The following is a 20223-nucleotide window of genomic DNA, read 5'->3' as shown; positions in this document are numbered from 1 at the left end:
ATTTTAGGAATAGAAAACTTGCAAGTATAGGAAGATTGGTTTTTAAAGATGTTTTCTCTTTAGTATAAAGATTTTTTAAAAATAAAGAAATAGATATTTTCCATATAATTACAAATTTTTGATAAATATCAATCTTTATCAGTGAAAGAGCATAATATTACTTCAGTTGACCCGTAAGAAACAGTAAAAACCGGAATCTGTTATGCACAGATTCCGGTTTTGGGATGATGTTTATAGAGTATTAAGTAACCAATTTCGTGGAAACCATGCCATGAACGATTAATTCTGTAAATTGTTCGGCAGATAACGGTTTGCTGTAGAGATAACCCTGGATTTCATCGCAACCAAGATCTTTGAGTAATGCTAACTGCTCTTCTGTTTCTACACCTTCAGCAATGACCGACATATTTAAGTTGTGAGCGATGAATACCATTGCCTCCACAAGTGCTTTGTCGTAAGGATTGTTTGCCATGTCTTGAACAAAAGGCTGAGCAATTTTCAAATTATTAAGCGGGAATTGTTTCAAATAGTTGAGTGAAGAATACCCTGTCCCAAAATCATCAATGGCAATTCGTACGCCAATCTCTCTCAATTCGCGCATTCGCGCCATCGCGATTTCTGCATCATCCACAGCCACACCTTCTGTTATTTCTAACTCTAACGAAGAGGGAGGGAACCCAGTTTTACGGAGTGTGAATTTCACAACATCCATTAAATCGTCATGTAAAAACTGAAGAGGCGATAGATTAACAGCGATTTTTAAGTGAGAATGTCCCGCATCATGCCATTTTTTAGCCTGTTCACATGCGGTATAAAGAACCCATTCGCCAATCGGAAGGATTAACCGAGTTTCTTCTGCTAACGGGATAAATTCTCCAGGAGATACAATGTCTCCATCGCCAATTTGCCAACGTATTAAAGCCTCCATACCAATGATGTCACCTGTTTCAACTTGAATTTGTGGCTGGTAATAAAGCATAAATTCTTTATTAGTGATGGCACGACGCATTTCATTTTCAAGTGCGATTTTTCGAGAAGCGATCAAAGCCATATCTTCTGAGAAAAATTGGAAATTGTTTTTGCCTTTTGCTTTGGCACTGTACATCGCACTGTCAGCGTGTTTTAGTAACTCGCCTGTTGTCTCCCCATCTTTTGGATAAACGGCGATGCCGATGCTCATCGAGATATGCAATTCTTGTCCATTGATGATCATGGGTTTTGCTAAAGCCGTTTGCAGCCGTTGAATGAGCGGCGAAATATCGTGTTCATCATAAATATTATTGAGAATAATTGTGAATTCATCTCCGCCTTGTCGAGAAATGACATCGTCTGAGCGTAGATTTTCTTTTATTTTTTCAGAAAATCCTTGTAGCAACAAATCGCCAAATTCATGTCCGAAAGAATCGTTAACGTTTTTAAAACGGTCCAAGTCGATAAACACTACCGCTACTTTTTCTGAGTATTGTTTCGCGTCTCGTATAGAGTCTTCTAGCTTTTCCAAAAACAGCCTTCTGTTGGGCAAACCACTTAATACATCGTAATAGGCCAATTCCTCCATTTTCTGAATCACTTTTTCTAATTGTTGGTTTTTGTTCGTCACCTCTGCTGTTCTGTTTTCAATTTTATGCTCAAGTACGGAAGTCAGGTGGTCATAGTTGAACAGTAACTTTTGATTGTCCAACAACGTGAAAATTTGTCTAGCAATGATAAAACTGACCGAAAGGCTAGCTCCGGCGATTAATCCTTGTATGTCCTTGTTTTGTTCAATCGCAATAACGATAAATAATAAAATGATAGTGGAATAAGGAAGCAACATTTGAAATGTAACTCGTTCGTTAGGTGGTTCAGGTAGAACAGTGGGAAGTGGTTTATCTAAAGGCTTGAGTGACTGCAAGGCAGCTACCGCCATTAGCAGTAAAGCCAGTGACCATAATGGGTTATACAAGTTGTTCTCGACATAACTAGTCTCAGCGATTGAGAAAAGGTAAGCGGTATCCGCAAATACTTGGAGCAATAAACTCGTAATGATTAAAGTAAGCACACGGCTGGAGAAAAAATGGGCAGAACCGAGATAAAAGCTAATCGCTCCAAAAAGTAAGAGCAAATCGCCCACTGGATAACCAACCGAGATAATAAGCAATAAAGGCGTTAACTCATCTAGTGTAAACAAAGGTTGAACAAGAAAATGCCAGCTGAGTGCTGTAAAGACGGTAACGATAATGGCTACATCACAAAAGAACTTAATCTGGTAAGCTGTTTCTTTTTTCTGCCACAGTTGATATATAAAAGCAGCGATATAGAAAGAAATTTGAAGAAAGTAAAACACATCAGACCACTCTGGGGAAATGACAGGAATGTGAGCAATACTGTAGTTATAGAGCCAAATGATTTCCGCAATGGCATAGCTAAAACACCCCAAAGAAATCAATAACCAAAAACTTCGATCTCGGCTTTTCGGATTCAAAGAAATCATGAAGATTGTTATGGCAGCAACTAAAGGAGCTGACAAGGAAAGCAGGTTAAGTCCCAATTCATGGTGAATACTAGAACCACCAAAAACAGTCCAAGAATAATAAACAAGCATGTAAAAGACAATATAGAATAAGAAAACATTTTTAGTTTTAGAAAAAGTGATAAGCTTCACCTCTTTTAGGAAATAGGATAATTACAAAAATTTTCAATTTAATGAATTTAACTGGTATATCTTTTAGTATAAAGAGATTTTTAGAATAAAGAAACAAAAAGATACAGATAATGTAATTTAAAAGTAAAATAAGAATTACTATTGACTATATGTTATAAAGTCTAATTACCTATTATTTTTCAATTGAAACTTATTAAGGAATAGAAAAAGGTCGTCTTTTTTCCAGGGAGCTCCCGAGAAAAGACGACCTTTTTATAATAGTGGGTGAGTTTAAATTTCGCTACTAGAAAAAAACACGAACTTACATAACCCCAACTGTTTCTGTCTTAATATCGGTGATAAACATATGACCAGGAGCGTGAGTAATCATAAAGGGTGGCTTAATATGTGTGGCGATTGCTTGCGGCGTTACGCCACATGCCCAAAATACCGGAACTTCCCCTTTTTTTATCGTCACACGGTCTCCGTAATCAGGTTGGTCCAAATCGGTAATGCCGATCGTTTCAGGATGGCCAATATGGAGCGGCGCCCCGTGAACGGTCGGGAACCGGCTAGTCACTTGGACAGCACGCACAATGTCTTGTTCGGCAACAGGGCGCATACTGACGACAGTAGGACCTTCAAATATTCCGGCTTTGACAGTTGGAATCGATGTTTTGTACATCGGCACATTTACCCCTTCGTCGTTATGGCGCATGGAGATGCCATTTCTGACTAATGCTTCTTCGAATGTAAAGCTGCACCCAATAAGAAATGCTACCATTTCATCGTTCCAATGTTCCGTTATATCACTGAGTGTTTCAGTCAGTTTGCCGTCACGGTAAACATGATAAAGAGGAATGTCACTTCTGAGATCGGCCGTAGGTGCAGATTGGACAGGCGTATATGACCCGGCTTCCGTAACATCTATTAACGGACAAGATTTGGGGTTTCGTTGGCAAAACAGCAGAAAATCAAATGCCATGTCTCTCGGAAGAACGACAAGGTTAGCTTGCAGAAAACCATTTGCCATTCCTGAAGTTGGACTTTTCAACTTGCCTTCTCGAATTTTCTGTCGGATTTCTTCTGGTGTGGAATTTTGTAAGTTGAGCATGCAATCTTCTCCCATCTGAAAAAATGAGTTTTATGGATTCGTCTTCTGGTAATAGTAATTTTTTAAATATAGTGACATTTTATCATTCTTCATCAAATTCAGCATTGTGCACGAAATCGAAAGATAATTGGTAAGAATTTCATGTTAATATATAGATCATTGAAAAGTTCAATAAAGTAACATAGGATAAAAATTAAATTCTAAAGAAGCAAGGTGAACAAAAATGAAAAAAAACATACACGTAGTAGGAGCAGTAATCACAGACGGTAACAAAATTTTATGTGCGCAACGTGGAATGGAAAGAAGCTTGCCTGGTCTATGGGAATTTCCTGGCGGCAAAATAGAAGAAACAGAAACACCGCAATCGGCATTGCAAAGAGAGATTCAAGAAGAAATGCATTGTCACGTAGAGATCGGTGAGCAAGTCGAGCATACCATTTACGAATATGACTTTGGCATTGTCCATTTGACGACTTTTTATTGTCGTTTAGTTAGAGGAACTCCTGTGTTAACAGAACACATTGCGATTGAATGGTTAGCAGCACATGACTTAGAAAAATTAGAATGGGCGCCTGCTGATATTCCGGCAATCGAGAAGTTAAAAAAGACGTATCAAGCTCAGCAATAATAGAGTTAGATGAGAGAAACGAGGGATAGAGATGAACTTTCTTCAGAATTTAGAGGAATCACTATACAAAGGTTTTATCGATCAAGCTAAACCGAGCGGTGAACGTTTCAAACCGACTTTGCTGATCAATAATACAAAAACGAACGAAACGGTGCTGAACTCGATTACTGAGGAGTTAGATGGCTGCCAATCGTTTCTCTTTTCTGTTGCTTTTGTGACTGAAAGTGGGTTGGCCACGTTAAAAACTCACTTATCAGACCTTGAACGAAAAGGAATTAAAGGCCGAATTTTAACTTCGACTTTTTTAAATTTTAACCAGCCGAAAGTTTTTAAAGAGCTCATGAAAATCAATAATATAGAAGTCCGATTATCAAGCATGAAAGGGTTTCATTCTAAGGGTTATATTTTTTCGCATGACACCCATCAAACCTTAATCGTCGGCAGCTCTAATTTAACGGCGCAAGCGTTAAAAGTGAATTATGAATGGAATGTTAAATTAAGTTCGCATGAAAACGGCGAATTGGTTTCTCATTTCTATCGTCAGTTCGAAGAAGTTTGGGACAATGCACAATCGTTATCCGAACAATGGATTGAGACTTATGAACAGTCGTATGTGCCAATAGAATATCGCAAAGAGTTAAAAAATATAGCAGAGTTTCCGGAAATTTATACAGACAAGGTAAATCCACTAGAAGAAGCAGTTACTATTGAACCGAATAAAATGCAAATAGCAGCTCTTCGAGAAATACAGTCAGTGCGAGAATCAGGGAATGATAAAGGCTTAGTGATTTCAGCAACTGGTACTGGGAAAACCTACTTATCGGCCTTTGATGTGCGGAGTTTTGCGCCAAAACGAATGTTGTTTATCGTGCACCGTGAACAAATTCTTCAAAAAGCTAAATCTGACTTTATTCGAATACTGGGTGGCATCGAAAGTGATTTTGGGATTCTTTCGGGGAATTTAAGAGAAACCCATGCGCGTTATTTGTTTGCGACGATCCAAACAATCTCCAAGGAAGAAACGCTCAAGCAATTAGATCCACAAGCTTTTGATTATATTTTAATTGATGAAGTACATAAAGCAGGGGCGAAATCCTATCAAAAAGTGATCGAGCATTTTCAACCACAGTTTTTAATGGGCATGACGGCAACACCGGAGCGAACGGATGATTTTAATATATATGAGCTGTTCGACTATAACGTAGCGTATGAGATTCGTTTGCAAGAAGCGTTAGAAGAAGATATGCTTTGTCCGTTTCATTATTTCGGAGTAACCGATGTGGAGTATGAAGAAGGCGTCATTGATGAAGCAACGGCTTTTTCAAAGCTCATCACAACAGAACGTGTCGACCATATCATGCAGAAAATTCATTATTACGGTCACTCGGGTGAAAAAGTAAGAGGATTGATGTTTTGCAGTCGAAAAGATGAAGCAATCAAGCTTTCCGAAGAATTGAATCGGCGTGGATTAAAGACAGTCGCATTAACCGGTCAAGATTCGCAAGAAGAGCGAGTGTTACAAGTCGATCGATTGGAAAATGGTGTACTGGATTATATTTTAACGGTCGATATTTTCAACGAAGGAATTGATATTCCAAGTGTTAACCAAGTCGTTATGTTAAGACAAACGCAGTCGAGCATTATTTTTATTCAACAACTTGGACGTGGGTTGCGTAAGCATGGCTCTAAAGAATTTGTGACGATTATTGATTTTATTGGGAATTATAAAAATAACTACCTGATTCCAGTTGCCTTGTCGGGAGAACGCTCGCAAAACAAAGACAATATTCGTCGCCGCATGAAAGATACGAGTTATATTAAAGGGATTTCTACTGTGAACTTTGAAGAAATCGCAAAAAATCGTGTGTTTTCAGCGATTAAAAAAAGCAATTTGAGTGATATGAAAATTCTTCGTGAAGCGTATATCGAATTAAAAAATAGAATTGGTCATATTCCGCAACTCCAAGATTTTATCTATCATAATTCAATTGATCCATTAGTGATTGTTCAAAAATACACAACGTATCATCAGTTTTTACTGAAGCTGAAAGAAGTGGATCCGCTTGTAACGGTCTATGAAGAACAGGTTTTGACAATGCTTTCGCTAGAAATTTTAAATGGTAAACGACTGCATGAAATTTTGTTGCTAGAGTTATTAATGGATAAAGAAAAAACCACGATGGAATCATATATCGAGTATGTGAAATCTCACAACTGTTCTGTGGACGCTGCAACTTTGGCTTCTGTGCAACGAGTTCTAGATCTACGTTTTTTCAATCAAGGTCCTCGGAAAAAGTATGGAGATAAACCGCTTGTGGTGTTTGGAGAAACTGACATTCATTTTAATGAAGCTATTCAAACAAGTTTGAAAGAGAATTCGAGCTTTAAAGCGATGTTTACGGACTTGATTGTGAGTGCTAAAGAGTTAAGCAAAGCCTATGAATGCAACCGACCATTAACGCTTTATAAAAAGTACACACGTAAAGATGCTTGCCGGTTATTAAATTGGGTAAGTGATGAAAGTTCGACCATTTACGGATACAAAACAAAGCATGGGTCGTGTCCGATTTTCGTTACGTATCATAAAGCTGATGAGGTCGAATCGAGTGTTGCTTACACAGAAGGCTTTGTCAGTCCTGAAATTTTCAAATGGTCAACAAGAAGTAATCGCACATTAGCATCCGCAGAAGTAAAAACGATCATCGATGCCGCTGAAAACAATATTGACCTTCACTTGTTCATCAAAAAAGATGACGATGAAGGTGGAGATTTTTATTATTTAGGTCAAGCATTGCCAGATAAAGAAAACATCGAGCAAGCATTAATGAAAGATAAAAGCTCAAAGGAAATTCCGGTCGTTCATATGCATTTAGCTTTGCAAAACGCCGTAAACAGCAAGTTATATCATTATATTGCGAGTGAGGAATGATTTGAGGGTATCCCGTTTTAATAAACATGTATCCGTTTTTTAACGCTTTCTCTATTTCTATTGTAAGGAATTGAAACTTACTTTAGAGGAGGAAGAAGCAATGAAAGAATACTATGTAAAGAAAATCCAACACCCACAAGAAGGCGAACTTTATCAATTTTTGGAGTTGGATAACGAAACAGGTAAGGAACAAATTATCGATCCGTTTGAATCGGGCATGTTGCATTTGCACGAACCATTTGAAGAAACGCCTGAATTGTTTTTTATCACGTCAAAGCGTGGAGCGGATGCGACAGGGTTTTACCGAGGAGATAAATTCATTGTTCAACGAGGTGCCAAATTTGCGGCATCCACTTCGCCAAAATGTCCAAAAAAGTATATAAAGTTGCGCGAGAACTTAGTGCTCGATAAATTACTTGTGCCATTTCAACACCAACTTTTATTAATGGAAGACACCGAGTTTGATTCGCCAATGATGGCAATGGGTGCGGTAATTGGTGGCTGGGTAAGGGGTTCGCATGATTGGAAAGCAGCTAATAATAAATAAAGTGAAAAAAAGCGGAAAAGCTCATTTGAGCTTTTCCGCTTTTTAGGTTTTGAAAAGTTATCCGATTCGCTAACGCAAACGGTAAGCTTCGGAAAACCATGACTTATTAAAAGTTTCTCGACAGCCTATCTATTGCTTTACGTTTAATCCTGGGAAATCTTACAACTTCACAATCGTTCTACCCAAATGCTGCCCGTTTTTGATGGCATCAATGGTGTCAGTTAGTTCGCTCAGTGCAATTTCATTTACTAATGTAGTTTGCGTAATGTTCCAATCGTTGGCCATTTTGCCCCAAATCGGACCTCGGTTTTCGATGGGTACGTTAACAGAGTCGATGCCGAGTAAGTTTACGCCACGTAAGATAAACGGCAAGACCGTCGTCGTGATTTGTAGACCGCCGGCGTTGCCACACATGCTCATGCTGCCATCGTATGAAATTTGCGGGATCAAGACGGAAGCAACGTCTCCACCAACCGTATCTAATACATAATCAAACCGTGTTTTATTTAATGGCTTTTTCAATTCACCTAAATCATCTGCAAAAACGACATTTGTTGCGCCGAGTGATTTTGCAACTTCTTCTTGATGTTCTTTTCGCACTAAAGCGGAAATGTTTTTAAAGCCCATTTTAGATAAAATCTGTAATGCGATACTGCCTACGCCACCTGTTGAGCCGGTTACTAAAATTTCAGGGTCTTTCGCAAGGTCCATGCCGTTTTGCTCTAATGCATGAATAGAAAGAGCAGCTGTAAATCCAGCTGTTCCGAAAACCATTGCGTCTTTTAAGCTTAAGTTTTTAGGTAACGGGACAATCCATTCTGCAGGCACGCGTGCGTATTCCGAAAATCCACCTGTATGACTCATGCCCATCGCAAATCCTGTAACGATTACTTCTTGTCCTTCGGTAAAACGAGCGTCTGTTGAAGAAACCACCGTACCGCTCAAATCGATTCCAGGAGTCATTGGGTAATCTCGGATGACCCCTGTATTTTTCTGTACAGCAAGCATGTCTTTGTAGTTAATCGAGGAATAAGCGACTTTGATCAACACATCGCCTTCAGAAAGTTGATCGATATTGATCTCTTCTACCCCATAAATAATTTGGTCTTCTTGTTCCTTAACGCGAACGGCATTAAATGAATTCAAAGTAATTGCCCCTTTCAGTATGTTTTACGACAAAATAGTTCTGTGACAAAACTATTTTCATACAAAACCTAACATGTTAAGATAGAAAATGTCAATATGGAGGAGATTTTATGGATATCACACAATGTATCAACTACTTATTAAGTGTTAGTCAAAATAAGGTGTTCAAATACTTTAGTGTTCTTCTAGAAGAGCATAATTTAACGCCAGCCCAATACGGTGTACTGAATTGTTTATGGAGCGAAGGCGAACTGTCTCCAAAGCAAATTGGTGGAATGATGCATTTAGAAGCTTCAACGGTTTCTGGAATTTTGGATAAGATGCAAAAAGCTGGATTTATCGAACGTTCGATTGATCCTGAAAATCGGCGCAATATTTTAGTTGTTCCGACGCCAAAAGCAATAGCCATTCAAAAAGATGTAGAAGCAACAACAGAGAGATTAAACCAAACGGTTCTTCAAGACTTGTCGGACAGTGACCAACAAACATTAAAGAAATTATTGGGTACGATTATTCAATCAGATTTTAACTGAGTAGAACAAAGCCGCTGAATCATTGGATTCAGCGGTTTTATTTGGTTTGGCGAAGTTTTCTTTTCAAGATTAATTGTTTTTTCTTTTTCTTTTCAGAGACAGGTGGTTTGGGTGCTGGATTAAATGGATCGTCATACAATCCGGTATAGCGCTGGTACCAGCTAAATAGATGGCTAAAGATGACCTTGATAACCGCGTATGCGGGAATACCGAGAATGACACCGACAACACCAAACAAATTGCCTGCAGTTAAAAGAACGGCAATAATAGTGATCGGGTGAATTTGTAAATTACTGCCGAGAATAAGCGGCTGAAAAACACGACCTTCCAATGTTTGCTCGATAAAGAAAACCACAAGCACTTTAACTAACATAATGGGAGAGTGCACCACAATCGCGATAATAACAATGGGGATAAAAGCGATAAAAGAACCTAAAAAAGGGATTAAGTTTAACGCACCTGCCATAATGCCGAGTGTTAATGCGTATTTGAGCCCAATGATGCTGAATCCAATCCAAAACATTAAGCCTACAAAAAAAGCGACGAGTAGTTGCCCTCGAATATATTGGCTGATTTGTAAATTCATCTCGCGCAGCAACAAATAGCTATGTTCACGCATGTTTGAAGGAACAAGTTTCATAATATGGTAAGGCAAATGATGTCCGTCTTTTAGCAAATAGAACAAGATAAAAGGCGTTGTGATTAAAGCCAGTAAAGTGGTAGAGAGTACCCCGAAAACACTGCCAAGTCCAGTGACAGTCGAACCAACGACGTTTTCCGTTTGGCCGGTTATTGACGTGGACAGTGGCTCTGTACCTCCCATCAATTGTGTTTGCAACCGTGACAGCAAATCATTTTTGAAAAAATTATCGATTTGAGAGATAAACGTATTCAAATAATCTTGCCAATTATCGATCAAGCTCATCAGTTGCTCTCGGATAATCGGGATTAATGTCGCAACGCCCCATGCCAATAATGCAGCAATCACGATAAACACAATGGAGATACTAGCGGTACGTGGAATATCTTTAGTCTCCATCCAGTCAATAAGCGGATTTAGCAAATAATAAAAAACACCCGCCATAATAAGGGGCAGTCCCATAACATCAAAAAAGGCCACAAATGGTTGGAAAACAAAGCTAACCTTAGGCAAGAGTAATAAATTAAGCAGAATTAATAAAACAATAATCAGTACTGATACCGCTTTGTTGTTCAGCACCCATTTAACAAACCAAGAAGCAGCTTGGCTTAACGCCCGTTTATTTTTCTCATGCTCCACCGTCCACACCTCTTTCTGCTCAAGCTGTTTTACACCCTCCAATATGTCTATAATTTATTAACTATAAAATACCCGTATCCGAATGTTTTCACACCAGCAGACCCGTTTTTACTTCCTCTAAGAAACAGAAGAAATAACTATTTCACCGAATTATATTTATCCACATGTGGATAAAAGTGAAAGGGTGACGAAACGACATAGTTATCCCCGTTTTAACGCAGAATCATCCACATATTCAATGGAATGGTGGGTAAATAGAAGTTCTATGTAAATTTTGCATGTCAATTGGGGATAACCTCCCTTCTAAAGCGGAACTTTTACCACATTGCTTCGTAGAATAGAAAAAGGTTTTGGAGGTGTGGCAAATGGAGCAATTAATGATCCTTTTGTTCTTAGTGATAATGGGCATTGCAGTATTACGACACCGTATAAAGAAACATCTTGGAATTGATAAAGAAGAGAAGACAGGGATTCGCATCAAAAAATTTGAGTTTTGGAATTCGGGGGTCTCTGTATCAATAATGATTGGGCTGATACTCGTTTTCTATAACTCATTCAGTATACTTATAGTTTCAGCAATAGCGGTTTTCGTAGTAGGGCACACGATACAAATTTTCCTAGAGTGGAAATACTTGAAAGGATCTCGAAAATACTTATTATCGTTCGTTGATTTTACGTTTTTAGCAATATGGATGATTGCGATTTATATGGTCATCTATTTACAAATTATTTAGTTGCGAGCTGTTTAATCCGATGAGATGTTAACAATATTTGATGGAAGTAAGGAATACGGGAATGGACTAGTTAGTTCAAAGAAAGATTGTATAAAGTAGCTATGTTAAAAATTGCTATTGAGAAGTGTTGGAAGGGAGAAGAATTATGAGAATAAGTATTATCCTTTTGTTTCTTGGTGTTACATTACTTATGACTGGCATATATATATCTAGCCTTTTAACAACGCATTGGGTTGTAATCGGTACATTCATTGCGATTCTTGGAGGAGGATTGATGGGCATTAATGCACATTTCTTGGCTGCGACAAAAAGGTCTTCTAATCAATAGGATATAATTGTTAAGCAGCCTATATTGATGAAAAAACACAGTAAATCGAACGACATAAAGAGACTATCCCAAAAGTCATTTCTCATGAACTTTTGGGATAGTCTCTTTTTTGAGGGATTATTTATCTAATACAACTGATCCGTCATACATTTTACCGTGTAACTTGGCTAGTTTAGCTGCCATCACTTCTGGAGAATCCTTAAAATCTTGTTTGATCCAATAGAGAAAGAACCCTAATGTTCCGTAAGTCATGAAGGAATTGAGTGTTGGAATTTCCAAATCGCTTTCTTCTTCGAGACGCAGTTCGGTTGCAGCAACTTGTGCAAGGGCTTCGCAAAACTGGTTTTGTGAGCCAGGAAGTATTTCCCCAGTGATAATCAATGTGAAAATCGATTGGTGCTGATAAATGTATTCGAAAATCGGCAGTTGCCGCTGAACGTCTGTCGAAGAAAAACGTTCTAACCCTTGGAAGCTTTTTCGGAAATAGTCAGCGAGGCCATCCAAGTAATCTTCAACGATAGCCGCAAGCAATTCGTTCAAGTCTTTATAATGTGAATAAAATGTCACGCGATTACACCCAGCTTGCTTTGCAACTTCTGTAATGGTCAGTTGTGACAGTTCTTTTTCAGTTAATAGCTGTAGTAAAGCGTTTTTTAGCATTTTTTGAGTTCGAAGAATACGGCGATCTTCTGTGTTAGGCATCTCGTTTTCCTCCTAATGTGTCCGGAAAATGGACAGGACTATATAGTAAGTATGACATTAAAGCTTTTTAGTAGACAAGTAGATTAGTTATTTGTTAATTTACAAGTGTAGTTTAAATATAAATCGTATTTAAGTTCAATCATAGGAGGAAGAAAAAATGGCACGTTTACAAGACAAAGTAGCAATCATTACAGGAGCAGCACAAGGGATGGGTGCGGCTCACGCGAAGAAATTTATCGATGAAGGTGCGAAAGTAGTCATCACAGATTTAAACGAAGAAAAAGGCCAAGCGTTAGCAAAAGAACTTGGAGACAATGCAGTTTTTATAAAGCAAAACGTAACAAGTACTGAAGATTGGGAGAAAGTTGTAGCTGAAACTGAAAAAGTATTTGGTCAAGTAGACGTATTGGTAAACAACGCGGGGATCACGATGGCTAAATCGATTTTAAAAATGACTGAAGAAGAATATCGACGCATTGTAGACATTAACCAAGTATCGGTATTCCTTGGAATGAAAACAGTCGTACCGGCAATGCAAAAAGCTGGTGGCGGTTCGATTGTAAATATTTCTTCGATGAACGGTATTGTAGGTGGAGCAGTTGGTTATACGGATACGAAATTCGCAGTTCGTGGAATGACAAAAGCCGCTGCTCTAGAATGCGCAAACTACGGCATCCGTGTAAATTCTGTGCACCCAGGTGTTATTGCAACGCCAATGGTGGTTCAAGAAGATACAAAAGCAGCAGTTGAAGCGTTTTCCAAATCAATTCCAATGAAACGTTTGGCAGAGTCTGAAGAAGTTTCGAACATGGTCCTGTTTTTAGCTTCTGACGATGCAAGCTATTCGACAGGTTCAGAATTCATCATTGATGGTGGGCTAACAGCTCAGTAAAAAAGTTAAAGCCGTTACGCTGATTTCAGCGTAACGGCTTTTTTATTTACATACAGTACGAGTATAGGTCCTAAAATTGGAATCCAAGCAAGCGACTTACGTTTGGCGTGTGGATAAAAATGATAAACGGTGTAAACAGATAATCCCCATAACACAAACCAGTCGACGGTCATAACGGAGACAAGACCTGACGCAAAGAACGCCTCTTGATAAGCGGCGAGTGAAAATCCCTGCAATAACGTTAATGCATTACCGACCCAAAACAGCATAAAAACAATAAGCCAAAACCGCGAACTGAGAAACCGAACGAGCCATGCGGGAGTTCTGAGTCTTCTGTCTGCCTTTCGATTGCCGAACTCAAAATAAGGGAGAAGCGCAAAAGCACCAATGCCAAAAGATAGTAACGCGAACGGCCACGCCGGCCATTTTTGACGGTCATTTAGTAACAGCAATGTGAGAAACATCATCGGAAACAAGCCGAGTGAATTAAAGACGGCAAGTACGAGTGGATCAATTGCACCGAGGTCGCCGCTAAAAATCTTCGACAAAATCGGATCTGTTTCGCCGCCGGGTGCCAAAAAAACAGCATAGCCAATTAGTAAGAGCCAAATCGTTAAGAAAATCACTGCTATCACTCCTTTTAAGGCTAAGTTATTAAGTTATTAGTTCCCTAAAATAGATCCAAGCAAACGAATGGGTGAGTCAGCTAAGCTGGAAGTAGATTAAAACTGAAAACAAGGCGACAATGAGCAAACTTCTGACTTTGCTGGATTTCCATGTAATGATACCCGAGCCAATGGCACCTATAACCAGTAAAACAAAACCGACTAATCGTAGGGTAGGGGTGGAAAAGGTATCGCTAAACTCAATAAGAAAATTCCCTAAAGCAACAGAGCCTATGCTTAATAGGAAGTTGCGTGAAGTAAAATCGGACTTTACCGATCGTTGATCCGTCTCGTTCATTTTGAAATAAGCGCGTATCATCATGCTAACAGGTACACCAAAAGCAATAAGAAAAGTGACAAGTGAATCTGTATCCGTATTCAATGTATATGCCCCCAGTCGATTAGGAAAAATAAATAGAAGGTAAACGTGCTTCTTTTGTAGAATTTTAACAGTTAAAGGAGGGTTTGCATATGGAGGCTATGGTATATATTGGATTGTTTATTCTTGTCATTTCTTATTTTTTTGTTTCAAACGTATATTTGAAGAAAAAGCGTGGAATAAAAAGAGATTCGAGAAGTTTTTTTCACGAAGACAAAAATCGGTACGTACTTATTTTGCAAGGAGTTATCTTCGTAGGTTTTATTTACGCGAGTATGTATCTGGTGGCAGAACTAGATTCCACAGAACTTTCTGTAGCTATCCTGATAAGCCCTCTGGCCGGTCTATTTATTCTCCAAACATTTGTTGCGGGGCTTGAAGAGTGGTTACTGCACAGAGACAAAAAGCGATATTGGTATGACTGGTCTGAAACAATATTTGTTGGACTAGTGTTGGGTTTACTACTACTAACGAAAGGATGATGGTCATGTATGAATTGACGAAAAAACGTGCCAAAGCGTTGTTGATCGATTCGGCGATTGCTACTACTGTGTCATTTGCGTTAGAACCGCTATTGAAAAAGAAAATAAAAAATCCGTTTTTCCATGCAATGGTTTCTCCACATTTAGTGTTTTGGGGACTTGAGTATGCGCAGCTCCGAATGAACGGTCAAACAGCTGGTCAGAAAATGATGGGTATTGCCTTAAAAGATGAAGCCGGTGGAGAGCTGAGCTCAGAGCAAATTCTAAAACACATTGTCTACCGAGATACGATAGGCCCTCTCATGTATGCAAAAGACCGTAGCCGCTACGATAAGTACAAAGGTGAAAAATACCCGAATGACCTTTACGCACATACTGTGGTTAAAAAAGTAGATTAAAAACTTTCCCTCCTTTAGAAAAGGAGGGATTTTTTATGGTTTGTAAAAATTATAGTGATATACAAAACTATTCTTTAACGCTACAATATCCAAGGTGCCAATCATCCTGAAAATTTAAAGGGATGGAATGTATGAAGAGAAGCAACTCAAAAAGTGCAACACCGTGTATCAAAACCGATATAGATGGTTCAAAAGAATAGATAAGTAATTTGTTGGAGGATTAGGATGAAGAAACAAACAGAAATCAACAATACTGAGAAAGCTGGCTGGTTATTGCTAATTGGTATTGTGTTAATCGGGGCGAATTTACGAGTACCGATTACGTCAGTCGGAACACTTATGTCGTTTATCCGGGAAGATTTGGACATTAGCAATGCGGTGGCAGGATTGGTTACGACATTGCCTTTGATCGCTTTTGCTATACTGTCTCCATTTGCGCCGAAAATCGCAAATCGAATTGGTATGCAATGGACCATTGCCTTATCCATGGTAGTACTGATTATCGGGATTGCCATACGATCTGTAACAGGAATCGGTTTCTTGTTTATAGGAACACTTTTGATCGGTTTGGCCATTTCGATTGGAAATGTCTTGATTCCAGGAATTATCAAAATGAATTTTCCTTATCGAATTGGGGTTATGACGGGCATATATGCTGTTTTCATGAATATTTTTGGTGCTTTAGGTTCTGGTTTAAGCGTACCGATTTCTGGTATCGGTGATATGGGGTGGCAAGGTGCACTTGGTATTTGGGGATTGCTTGCCATTGTTGCATTTGTTGTTTGGCTTCCACAGTTACGCAAACAACAAAGGGCATCACCAAAAACAACGATCAAGCCAAAACAAAAAACCAAGTTATGGCGTTCACCGCTTGCTTGGAGTGTCACTCTATTTATGGGTGGACAGTCACTGATGTTTTATACGTTAATCGCCTGGATGCCAGATATACTGAATACAATCGGATATGATGCCCGCTCTGCCGGTTGGATGGTCTTTTTAATGCAAGCGGCAATCATTCCGACCACGTTTGTCGTACCGGTGATTGCTGTAAAACTAAAAAATCAAGTTGGGTTCGCTATTGGAACCGCTTTGTTGTTTATGACTGGGTTTTCCGGATTACTTTTTGGCAGTGCGATGCTTGTGCCGTTATGTGCCGTTTTGCTTGGGATTGCCGGGGGAAGTGGATTCAGTCTTTCCATGGTGTTCTTTACACTCAGAACGAAAGATGCAAAAGAAGCGGTAGAACTGTCAGGAATGGCTCAATCATTTGGTTATATGTTAGCGGCTGTTGGGCCTGTTTTTGCAGGCGTCTTGTACGACATAGGCGGTGGCTGGACATTGCCGCTGTTATTCTTATTGTTTATCTCGATTATCATCTTGCTGGCAGGTATTGTATCTGGTAAAGAAGGAACAATAGCAGAACGAGCTAAAAAAAGTAAAAAAGAATTGGCAGATAGTATTTAATTGGAGTATAAGTTTTTATCACTCGACTTTCCGATCATAAGGAAAGTCTTTTTTTGTGGAGAAAATAAACATGTAAAAATTCGCAAGAATCGGCTTCCTATTTGGGTATTGTCCCTACGCAATTAAAATAAATACTAAATCTTTAAGCTAGATTTTATAAAGGTAGGCAGATTAGTTCTAGTTTATCTGCAGGCTAACTTATACTGAGACTATAAAGTATGAGTGTGGAACAGGAAGGATAGTGGATATGGAAAAATACCGCATCAATCCAGACAAGGGCATGGAGTTTGGGATTTACACATTGGGAGATCATCTTCCAGACCCTCATACAGGACAGAGAATTTCTGCAGGAGAACGCATTCAAGAAATCATTGGTTTGGCGGAACTAGCAGATCAAGCGGGACTCGACTTTTTCAGTGTCGGTGAAAGTCATCAAGAATATTTCGCTACGCAAGCACATACCGTTGTGCTTGCTGCTATTGCACAAGCGACGAAAAACATTAAAATCTCTAGTTCTTCTACTATCATTAGCACGTCAGACCCGGTACGCGTATTTGAAGATTTCGCGACGATCGATTTGATTTCAAATGGCCGTGCAGAAATCATTGCGGGGCGAGCGTCGCGTGTAGGGCTGTTTGACTTGCTCGGCTACGATATTCGCTATTACGAAGAATTGTATGAAGAGAAATTTGAGTTGCTACTGCAAATCAACAAAGAAGAAACGGTTGATTGGAGTGGGAAGTTTCGTGCGCCACTACGTAGCGCGCAAGTTATACCGCGACCGCTTACAGGTTCGCTGCCGATTTGGCGTGCGGTTGGTGGTCATCCGGAAAGTGCGATTAAAGCGGGGCATGCGGGTGTGCCGATGATGCTTGCGACACTTGGTGGTCCTGCAGAAACGTTCAAGCATACGATTGATGCTTACCGCGAAGCAGCGGAAGAAAGTGGCTTTAGTCCCTCTGCGTTACCTGTCGCGACTGCTGGATTTTTCAACGTGGCTGCAACGACTCAACAAGCCATGGAAGAAGTTTATCCACATGTGGATAAAGGGATGCGAAAAACCAACGGTCAAGGTTACCCACAAGCCGCATTCATGCACGGCGCCCAGATGGATAGCGTCATGAACATTGGCAGTCCCCAGCAAATTATCGAAAAAATTCTATACCAACATGAATTGTTTGGTCATCAACGCTATATCGCACAAATGGATTTTGGTGGGGTGCCGATTGACCGCTTAAAACGCAATATCGACTTGATTGGTACAGAAATTTTGCCAGCTATTCGAAAATATACAGCGAAAAAATAAAAAGATGGTTCAGGCGCAATGCCTGAACCATCTTTTTGATCCTTACTGTTTTACTTTTATCGCCGCTACAAAATCCAGTAGATCCCTCAACGGCATATCCGCCATCGAATCCAACCGGTGCTCTACGGGACCGAACTCCATTGTACTCGTTATTTTGTTCGGCACAACGACACAACTCATACCCGCGCGCTTAGCAGCTGTTGCCCCGTGAGCCGAATCTTCAAAAACAAGACAGGCTTCAGGAGATAACTCTAAACCCTCGGCTGCTTGAAGATACAAAGCGGGATCAGGTTTTACTTTTTCAACATGATCCGAAGTGCGAATGCAGTGGAAGTGATCAAACAGCTCCAGGTTTTTCAAATGACCTGAAACCCAACGATAACTAGAACTTGATGCTAATCCGACTTTCAAACCTAGCTCCTGAGCCACCTGCAAATACTCGATGACGCCATCGCGTGGTTTTTCCTTAGACAATACCGAAAGAAACTTTTCTTCATATTGTCTGTTGAGCAACGCGTGTTCAACTGGTTTGCCAATTTGCTGCTCCATATAATGAAACGGCGAAAATCCACCGTCCGTACCTACTTCGTTTTGCCACAGCCCAAGCGGCAATTCACTGCCGTATTCGCTAAACATCTCTTGAAGAATATGATATTGATGTGTTTCCGTATCAAAAATCAACCCGTCAAAATCAAATATAATCCCTTTTATCATAAGGCACATCCTTTGCCGTTTAATTGAATAAGCTATTCTTCAAAATTAAAGATACTCTATTTTTTCTGCTATATGTCTAAATACAACATACCCAGAAGAAAGTGCGAAAGGCGGCGACTCCAGGGGGAACAGGACGAGCTGAAGACCCTGGACTGAGCGGAGCGAGGGAAGCGGCTGAAGCCGGCCCCCCGGAAAGCGTCCGCCTGGAGCGCTTTCTTCTGTGCTCCCTACGTCAACAACTTCGTCACTTCACGTGAAATAGCATGTGTATTGATCGTTGATTCTAACTGCTCGTTTTTCACGCAGCTGATAAACTCTGCCAATTCGTAATACATCGAGTCAAAGTCATGCGCCACAGACAAGTCTTCAGTCTGCCCGTCTCTATACTTAATCGTAATGTTCTTTGGATCACTTATGCGGTCGATTTCAATGGTGCCATTCTCGCCTTGAATTTCACTTGGCAGAAAAGAATCCGAAATCTTCGAATACATAATAATTGCTTCCATATCAGCGTAATTCCAAATCATACTGCCTTGTCCATCAGCACCTGTAGATAATAGAAACTGATTTTTCATTGCAGACTCAGGGGAGCCAACCAAATGAATAATCGGTGCGATGCAATAAACCCCTAAATCCATTTTAGAGCCATTGCCAAGTTCGGGCTTAAAGGCATTTTCAATAATGCCATCTTTGTATTTATCGTAACGTGAAGAATATTGGTTGTAATGAAACACAAAACGACGAATCGGCCCGATTTTATCGATATTTTTCTTCAAGTTCAAAAAAGAAGGAACCAATGTCGATTTCATCGCTTCCATATAAGTTGTTTTGTGTGTTCTTGAAGCTTCAATGATTTGGTCCATTTCTTCAATTGTCGTAACAGCCGGTTTTTCACAAAGAACATGAATGCCGTGTTTCATCGCCAATATGCTTTGCTCAGCATGCATAGCATTAGGTGATGCGATATAAACAGCTTCAATTTGTCCGCTGCTGAACATAGCTGCCATATCGGTATAGACGTTATCAATCGAGTATTTTTCCGCAAATGCGGTGCCAGTTTCTAACTTTCTGGAATATACAGCTCCAATTGTAAACTCAGGATGCTCTTTAGCCGCTTTAATAAATCGGTCGGTAATCCAATTTGTGCCGATAATGCCAAACTTCATTGTAACTCCTCCTGTATAAATACGATTCTTATCTTCTATTCTAACCTAAATATCTCCAAAAAGAGCGGGGGCTGTGTTCTTTCTAAAGTTTGTTTGGAAAATGATTCAGCTTCTCGGCTACGGAAGTTATACTGTAAGTACACAGAAGCTTCACTGGAATAGCTGAGCTCTACTTTAATGCATGAGGAGTCCTT

Annotated in this window: 20 protein-coding genes; 11 read left to right on the top strand and 9 right to left on the bottom strand. The window is 39.6% G+C overall.

All coding sequences use genetic code 11. The features are described from left to right. Positions 1-241: 241 nt before the first annotated feature. Together MLE13_RS03285 and MLE13_RS03280 are read right to left on the bottom strand one after the other, a co-directional pair. Complete coding sequence (locus tag MLE13_RS03285; protein ID WP_240748035.1) at positions 242-2584, bottom strand: putative bifunctional diguanylate cyclase/phosphodiesterase; 2343 nt, start codon at positions 2582-2584, stop codon at positions 242-244. A gap of 361 nt (positions 2585-2945) precedes the next feature. Beyond that, the gene (locus tag MLE13_RS03280) at positions 2946-3737 is read right to left on the bottom strand and encodes a putative hydro-lyase (RefSeq protein ID WP_240748034.1); all 792 of its coding nucleotides are present in this window, start codon (positions 3735-3737) and stop codon (positions 2946-2948) included. 223 nt (positions 3738-3960) lie between these two features. On the opposite strand from MLE13_RS03280, the gene MLE13_RS03275 reads away from it, so the two are divergent. From MLE13_RS03275 to MLE13_RS03265, 3 genes are all read left to right on the top strand, one after another. Next, positions 3961-4365 carry a (deoxy)nucleoside triphosphate pyrophosphohydrolase gene (locus MLE13_RS03275; protein ID WP_240748033.1) on the top strand — a complete coding sequence of 135 codons (405 nt, stop codon included), beginning with the start codon at positions 3961-3963 and terminating at the stop codon, positions 4363-4365. Positions 4366-4396: 31 nt separating this feature from the next. Then, a complete protein-coding gene (locus tag MLE13_RS03270; RefSeq protein ID WP_240748032.1) occupies positions 4397-7294 on the top strand; it encodes a DUF3427 domain-containing protein in 2898 nt (965 codons plus the stop codon). Between the two features lie 100 nt (positions 7295-7394). After that, on the top strand, positions 7395-7841 hold the full coding sequence (locus tag MLE13_RS03265) for a methionine sulfoxide reductase (RefSeq protein ID WP_240748031.1): 447 nt from the start codon (positions 7395-7397) through the stop codon (positions 7839-7841). A gap of 159 nt (positions 7842-8000) precedes the next feature. On the opposite strand, the gene MLE13_RS03260 is transcribed toward MLE13_RS03265, so the two are convergent. Further along, positions 8001-8987, bottom strand: coding sequence for a YhdH/YhfP family quinone oxidoreductase (locus tag MLE13_RS03260; protein WP_240748030.1), 987 nt, complete (start codon positions 8985-8987; stop codon positions 8001-8003). Between the two features lie 110 nt (positions 8988-9097). On the opposite strand from MLE13_RS03260, the gene MLE13_RS03255 reads away from it, so the two are divergent. Then, entirely contained in the window at positions 9098-9520 is a 423-nt protein-coding gene (locus tag MLE13_RS03255; protein WP_240748029.1) for a MarR family winged helix-turn-helix transcriptional regulator, read from the top strand. A gap of 37 nt (positions 9521-9557) precedes the next feature. On the opposite strand, the gene MLE13_RS03250 is transcribed toward MLE13_RS03255, so the two are convergent. Further along, entirely contained in the window at positions 9558-10799 is a 1242-nt protein-coding gene (locus tag MLE13_RS03250; RefSeq protein WP_240748028.1) for an AI-2E family transporter, read from the bottom strand. A 365-nt stretch (positions 10800-11164) separates the two neighbouring features. Between MLE13_RS03250 and MLE13_RS03245 the strand changes: the two genes are divergently transcribed. Together MLE13_RS03245 and MLE13_RS03240 are read left to right on the top strand one after the other, a co-directional pair. Continuing rightward, on the top strand, positions 11165-11533 hold the full coding sequence (locus tag MLE13_RS03245; RefSeq protein WP_240748027.1) for a DUF4181 domain-containing protein: 369 nt from the start codon (positions 11165-11167) through the stop codon (positions 11531-11533). Positions 11534-11678: 145 nt separating this feature from the next. Continuing rightward, on the top strand, positions 11679-11861 hold the full coding sequence (locus tag MLE13_RS03240) for a hypothetical protein (RefSeq protein WP_240748026.1): 183 nt from the start codon (positions 11679-11681) through the stop codon (positions 11859-11861). A 117-nt stretch (positions 11862-11978) separates the two neighbouring features. On the opposite strand, the gene MLE13_RS03235 is transcribed toward MLE13_RS03240, so the two are convergent. Next, complete coding sequence (locus MLE13_RS03235; RefSeq protein WP_240748025.1) at positions 11979-12563, bottom strand: TetR/AcrR family transcriptional regulator; 585 nt, start codon at positions 12561-12563, stop codon at positions 11979-11981. 157 nt (positions 12564-12720) lie between these two features. On the opposite strand from MLE13_RS03235, the gene MLE13_RS03230 reads away from it, so the two are divergent. Beyond that, positions 12721-13455 carry a glucose 1-dehydrogenase gene (locus tag MLE13_RS03230; RefSeq protein ID WP_240748024.1) on the top strand — a complete coding sequence of 245 codons (735 nt, stop codon included), beginning with the start codon at positions 12721-12723 and terminating at the stop codon, positions 13453-13455. Between the two features lie 14 nt (positions 13456-13469). On the opposite strand, the gene MLE13_RS03225 is transcribed toward MLE13_RS03230, so the two are convergent. Together MLE13_RS03225 and MLE13_RS03220 are read right to left on the bottom strand one after the other, a co-directional pair. Next, positions 13470-14081, bottom strand: a complete 612-nt coding sequence (locus tag MLE13_RS03225) for a hypothetical protein (protein ID WP_240748023.1) — start codon at positions 14079-14081, stop codon at positions 13470-13472. A gap of 76 nt (positions 14082-14157) precedes the next feature. After that, complete coding sequence (locus tag MLE13_RS03220) at positions 14158-14502, bottom strand: hypothetical protein (protein ID WP_240748022.1); 345 nt, start codon at positions 14500-14502, stop codon at positions 14158-14160. Between the two features lie 89 nt (positions 14503-14591). Here MLE13_RS03220 and MLE13_RS03215 point away from each other — a divergent pair, with 89 nt between their 5' ends. The 4 genes from MLE13_RS03215 (at position 14592) to MLE13_RS03200 (ending at position 18149) form a co-directional block, all read left to right on the top strand. Next, positions 14592-14981, top strand: a complete 390-nt coding sequence (locus tag MLE13_RS03215) for a DUF4181 domain-containing protein (protein WP_240748021.1) — start codon at positions 14592-14594, stop codon at positions 14979-14981. A gap of 5 nt (positions 14982-14986) precedes the next feature. Further along, complete coding sequence (locus MLE13_RS03210; RefSeq protein WP_240748020.1) at positions 14987-15379, top strand: RDD family protein; 393 nt, start codon at positions 14987-14989, stop codon at positions 15377-15379. Positions 15380-15604: 225 nt separating this feature from the next. Continuing rightward, the gene (locus MLE13_RS03205) at positions 15605-16843 is read left to right on the top strand and encodes a CynX/NimT family MFS transporter (RefSeq protein WP_240748019.1); all 1239 of its coding nucleotides are present in this window, start codon (positions 15605-15607) and stop codon (positions 16841-16843) included. 247 nt (positions 16844-17090) lie between these two features. Continuing rightward, positions 17091-18149: an LLM class flavin-dependent oxidoreductase gene (locus MLE13_RS03200; protein WP_240748018.1), complete on the top strand. Its 1059-nt coding sequence runs from the start codon at positions 17091-17093 to the stop codon at positions 18147-18149. A gap of 42 nt (positions 18150-18191) precedes the next feature. Here MLE13_RS03200 and MLE13_RS03195 read toward each other — a convergent pair whose 3' ends face one another. Beyond that, the gene (locus MLE13_RS03195) at positions 18192-18863 is read right to left on the bottom strand and encodes an HAD family hydrolase (RefSeq protein ID WP_240748017.1); all 672 of its coding nucleotides are present in this window, start codon (positions 18861-18863) and stop codon (positions 18192-18194) included. A gap of 227 nt (positions 18864-19090) precedes the next feature. Further along, positions 19091-20029, bottom strand: a complete 939-nt coding sequence (locus tag MLE13_RS03190; RefSeq protein WP_240748016.1) for a Gfo/Idh/MocA family protein — start codon at positions 20027-20029, stop codon at positions 19091-19093. Between the last annotated feature and the right edge of the window lie 194 nt (positions 20030-20223).

It is taken from the genome of Planococcus halocryophilus, from assembly GCF_022489025.1.
Lineage (GTDB): Bacteria > Bacillota > Bacilli > Bacillales_A > Planococcaceae > Planococcus > Planococcus halocryophilus_A.
Note: the sequence above shows the minus strand (reverse complement) of the source record. Positions and strands in the feature narration are given on the sequence as shown.

Coding starts and splice junctions, on each gene's coding strand:
- MLE13_RS03265 (WP_240748031.1), top strand. CDS start 7,395: ATGAAAGAATACTATGTAAAGAAAATCCAACACCCACAAGAAGGCGAA.
- MLE13_RS03210 (WP_240748020.1), top strand. CDS start 14,987: ATGTATGAATTGACGAAAAAACGTGCCAAAGCGTTGTTGATCGATTCG.
- MLE13_RS03280 (WP_240748034.1), bottom strand. CDS start 3,737: ATGCTCAACTTACAAAATTCCACACCAGAAGAAATCCGACAGAAAATT.
- MLE13_RS03235 (WP_240748025.1), bottom strand. CDS start 12,563: ATGCCTAACACAGAAGATCGCCGTATTCTTCGAACTCAAAAAATGCTA.
- MLE13_RS03245 (WP_240748027.1), top strand. CDS start 11,165: ATGGAGCAATTAATGATCCTTTTGTTCTTAGTGATAATGGGCATTGCA.
- MLE13_RS03285 (WP_240748035.1), bottom strand. CDS start 2,584: ATGCTTGTTTATTATTCTTGGACTGTTTTTGGTGGTTCTAGTATTCAC.
- MLE13_RS03205 (WP_240748019.1), top strand. CDS start 15,605: ATGAAGAAACAAACAGAAATCAACAATACTGAGAAAGCTGGCTGGTTA.
- MLE13_RS03240 (WP_240748026.1), top strand. CDS start 11,679: ATGAGAATAAGTATTATCCTTTTGTTTCTTGGTGTTACATTACTTATG.
- MLE13_RS03255 (WP_240748029.1), top strand. CDS start 9,098: ATGGATATCACACAATGTATCAACTACTTATTAAGTGTTAGTCAAAAT.
- MLE13_RS03200 (WP_240748018.1), top strand. CDS start 17,091: ATGGAAAAATACCGCATCAATCCAGACAAGGGCATGGAGTTTGGGATT.
- MLE13_RS03190 (WP_240748016.1), bottom strand. CDS start 20,029: ATGAAGTTTGGCATTATCGGCACAAATTGGATTACCGACCGATTTATT.
- MLE13_RS03215 (WP_240748021.1), top strand. CDS start 14,592: ATGGAGGCTATGGTATATATTGGATTGTTTATTCTTGTCATTTCTTAT.
- MLE13_RS03270 (WP_240748032.1), top strand. CDS start 4,397: ATGAACTTTCTTCAGAATTTAGAGGAATCACTATACAAAGGTTTTATC.
- MLE13_RS03275 (WP_240748033.1), top strand. CDS start 3,961: ATGAAAAAAAACATACACGTAGTAGGAGCAGTAATCACAGACGGTAAC.
- MLE13_RS03195 (WP_240748017.1), bottom strand. CDS start 18,863: ATGATAAAAGGGATTATATTTGATTTTGACGGGTTGATTTTTGATACG.
- MLE13_RS03230 (WP_240748024.1), top strand. CDS start 12,721: ATGGCACGTTTACAAGACAAAGTAGCAATCATTACAGGAGCAGCACAA.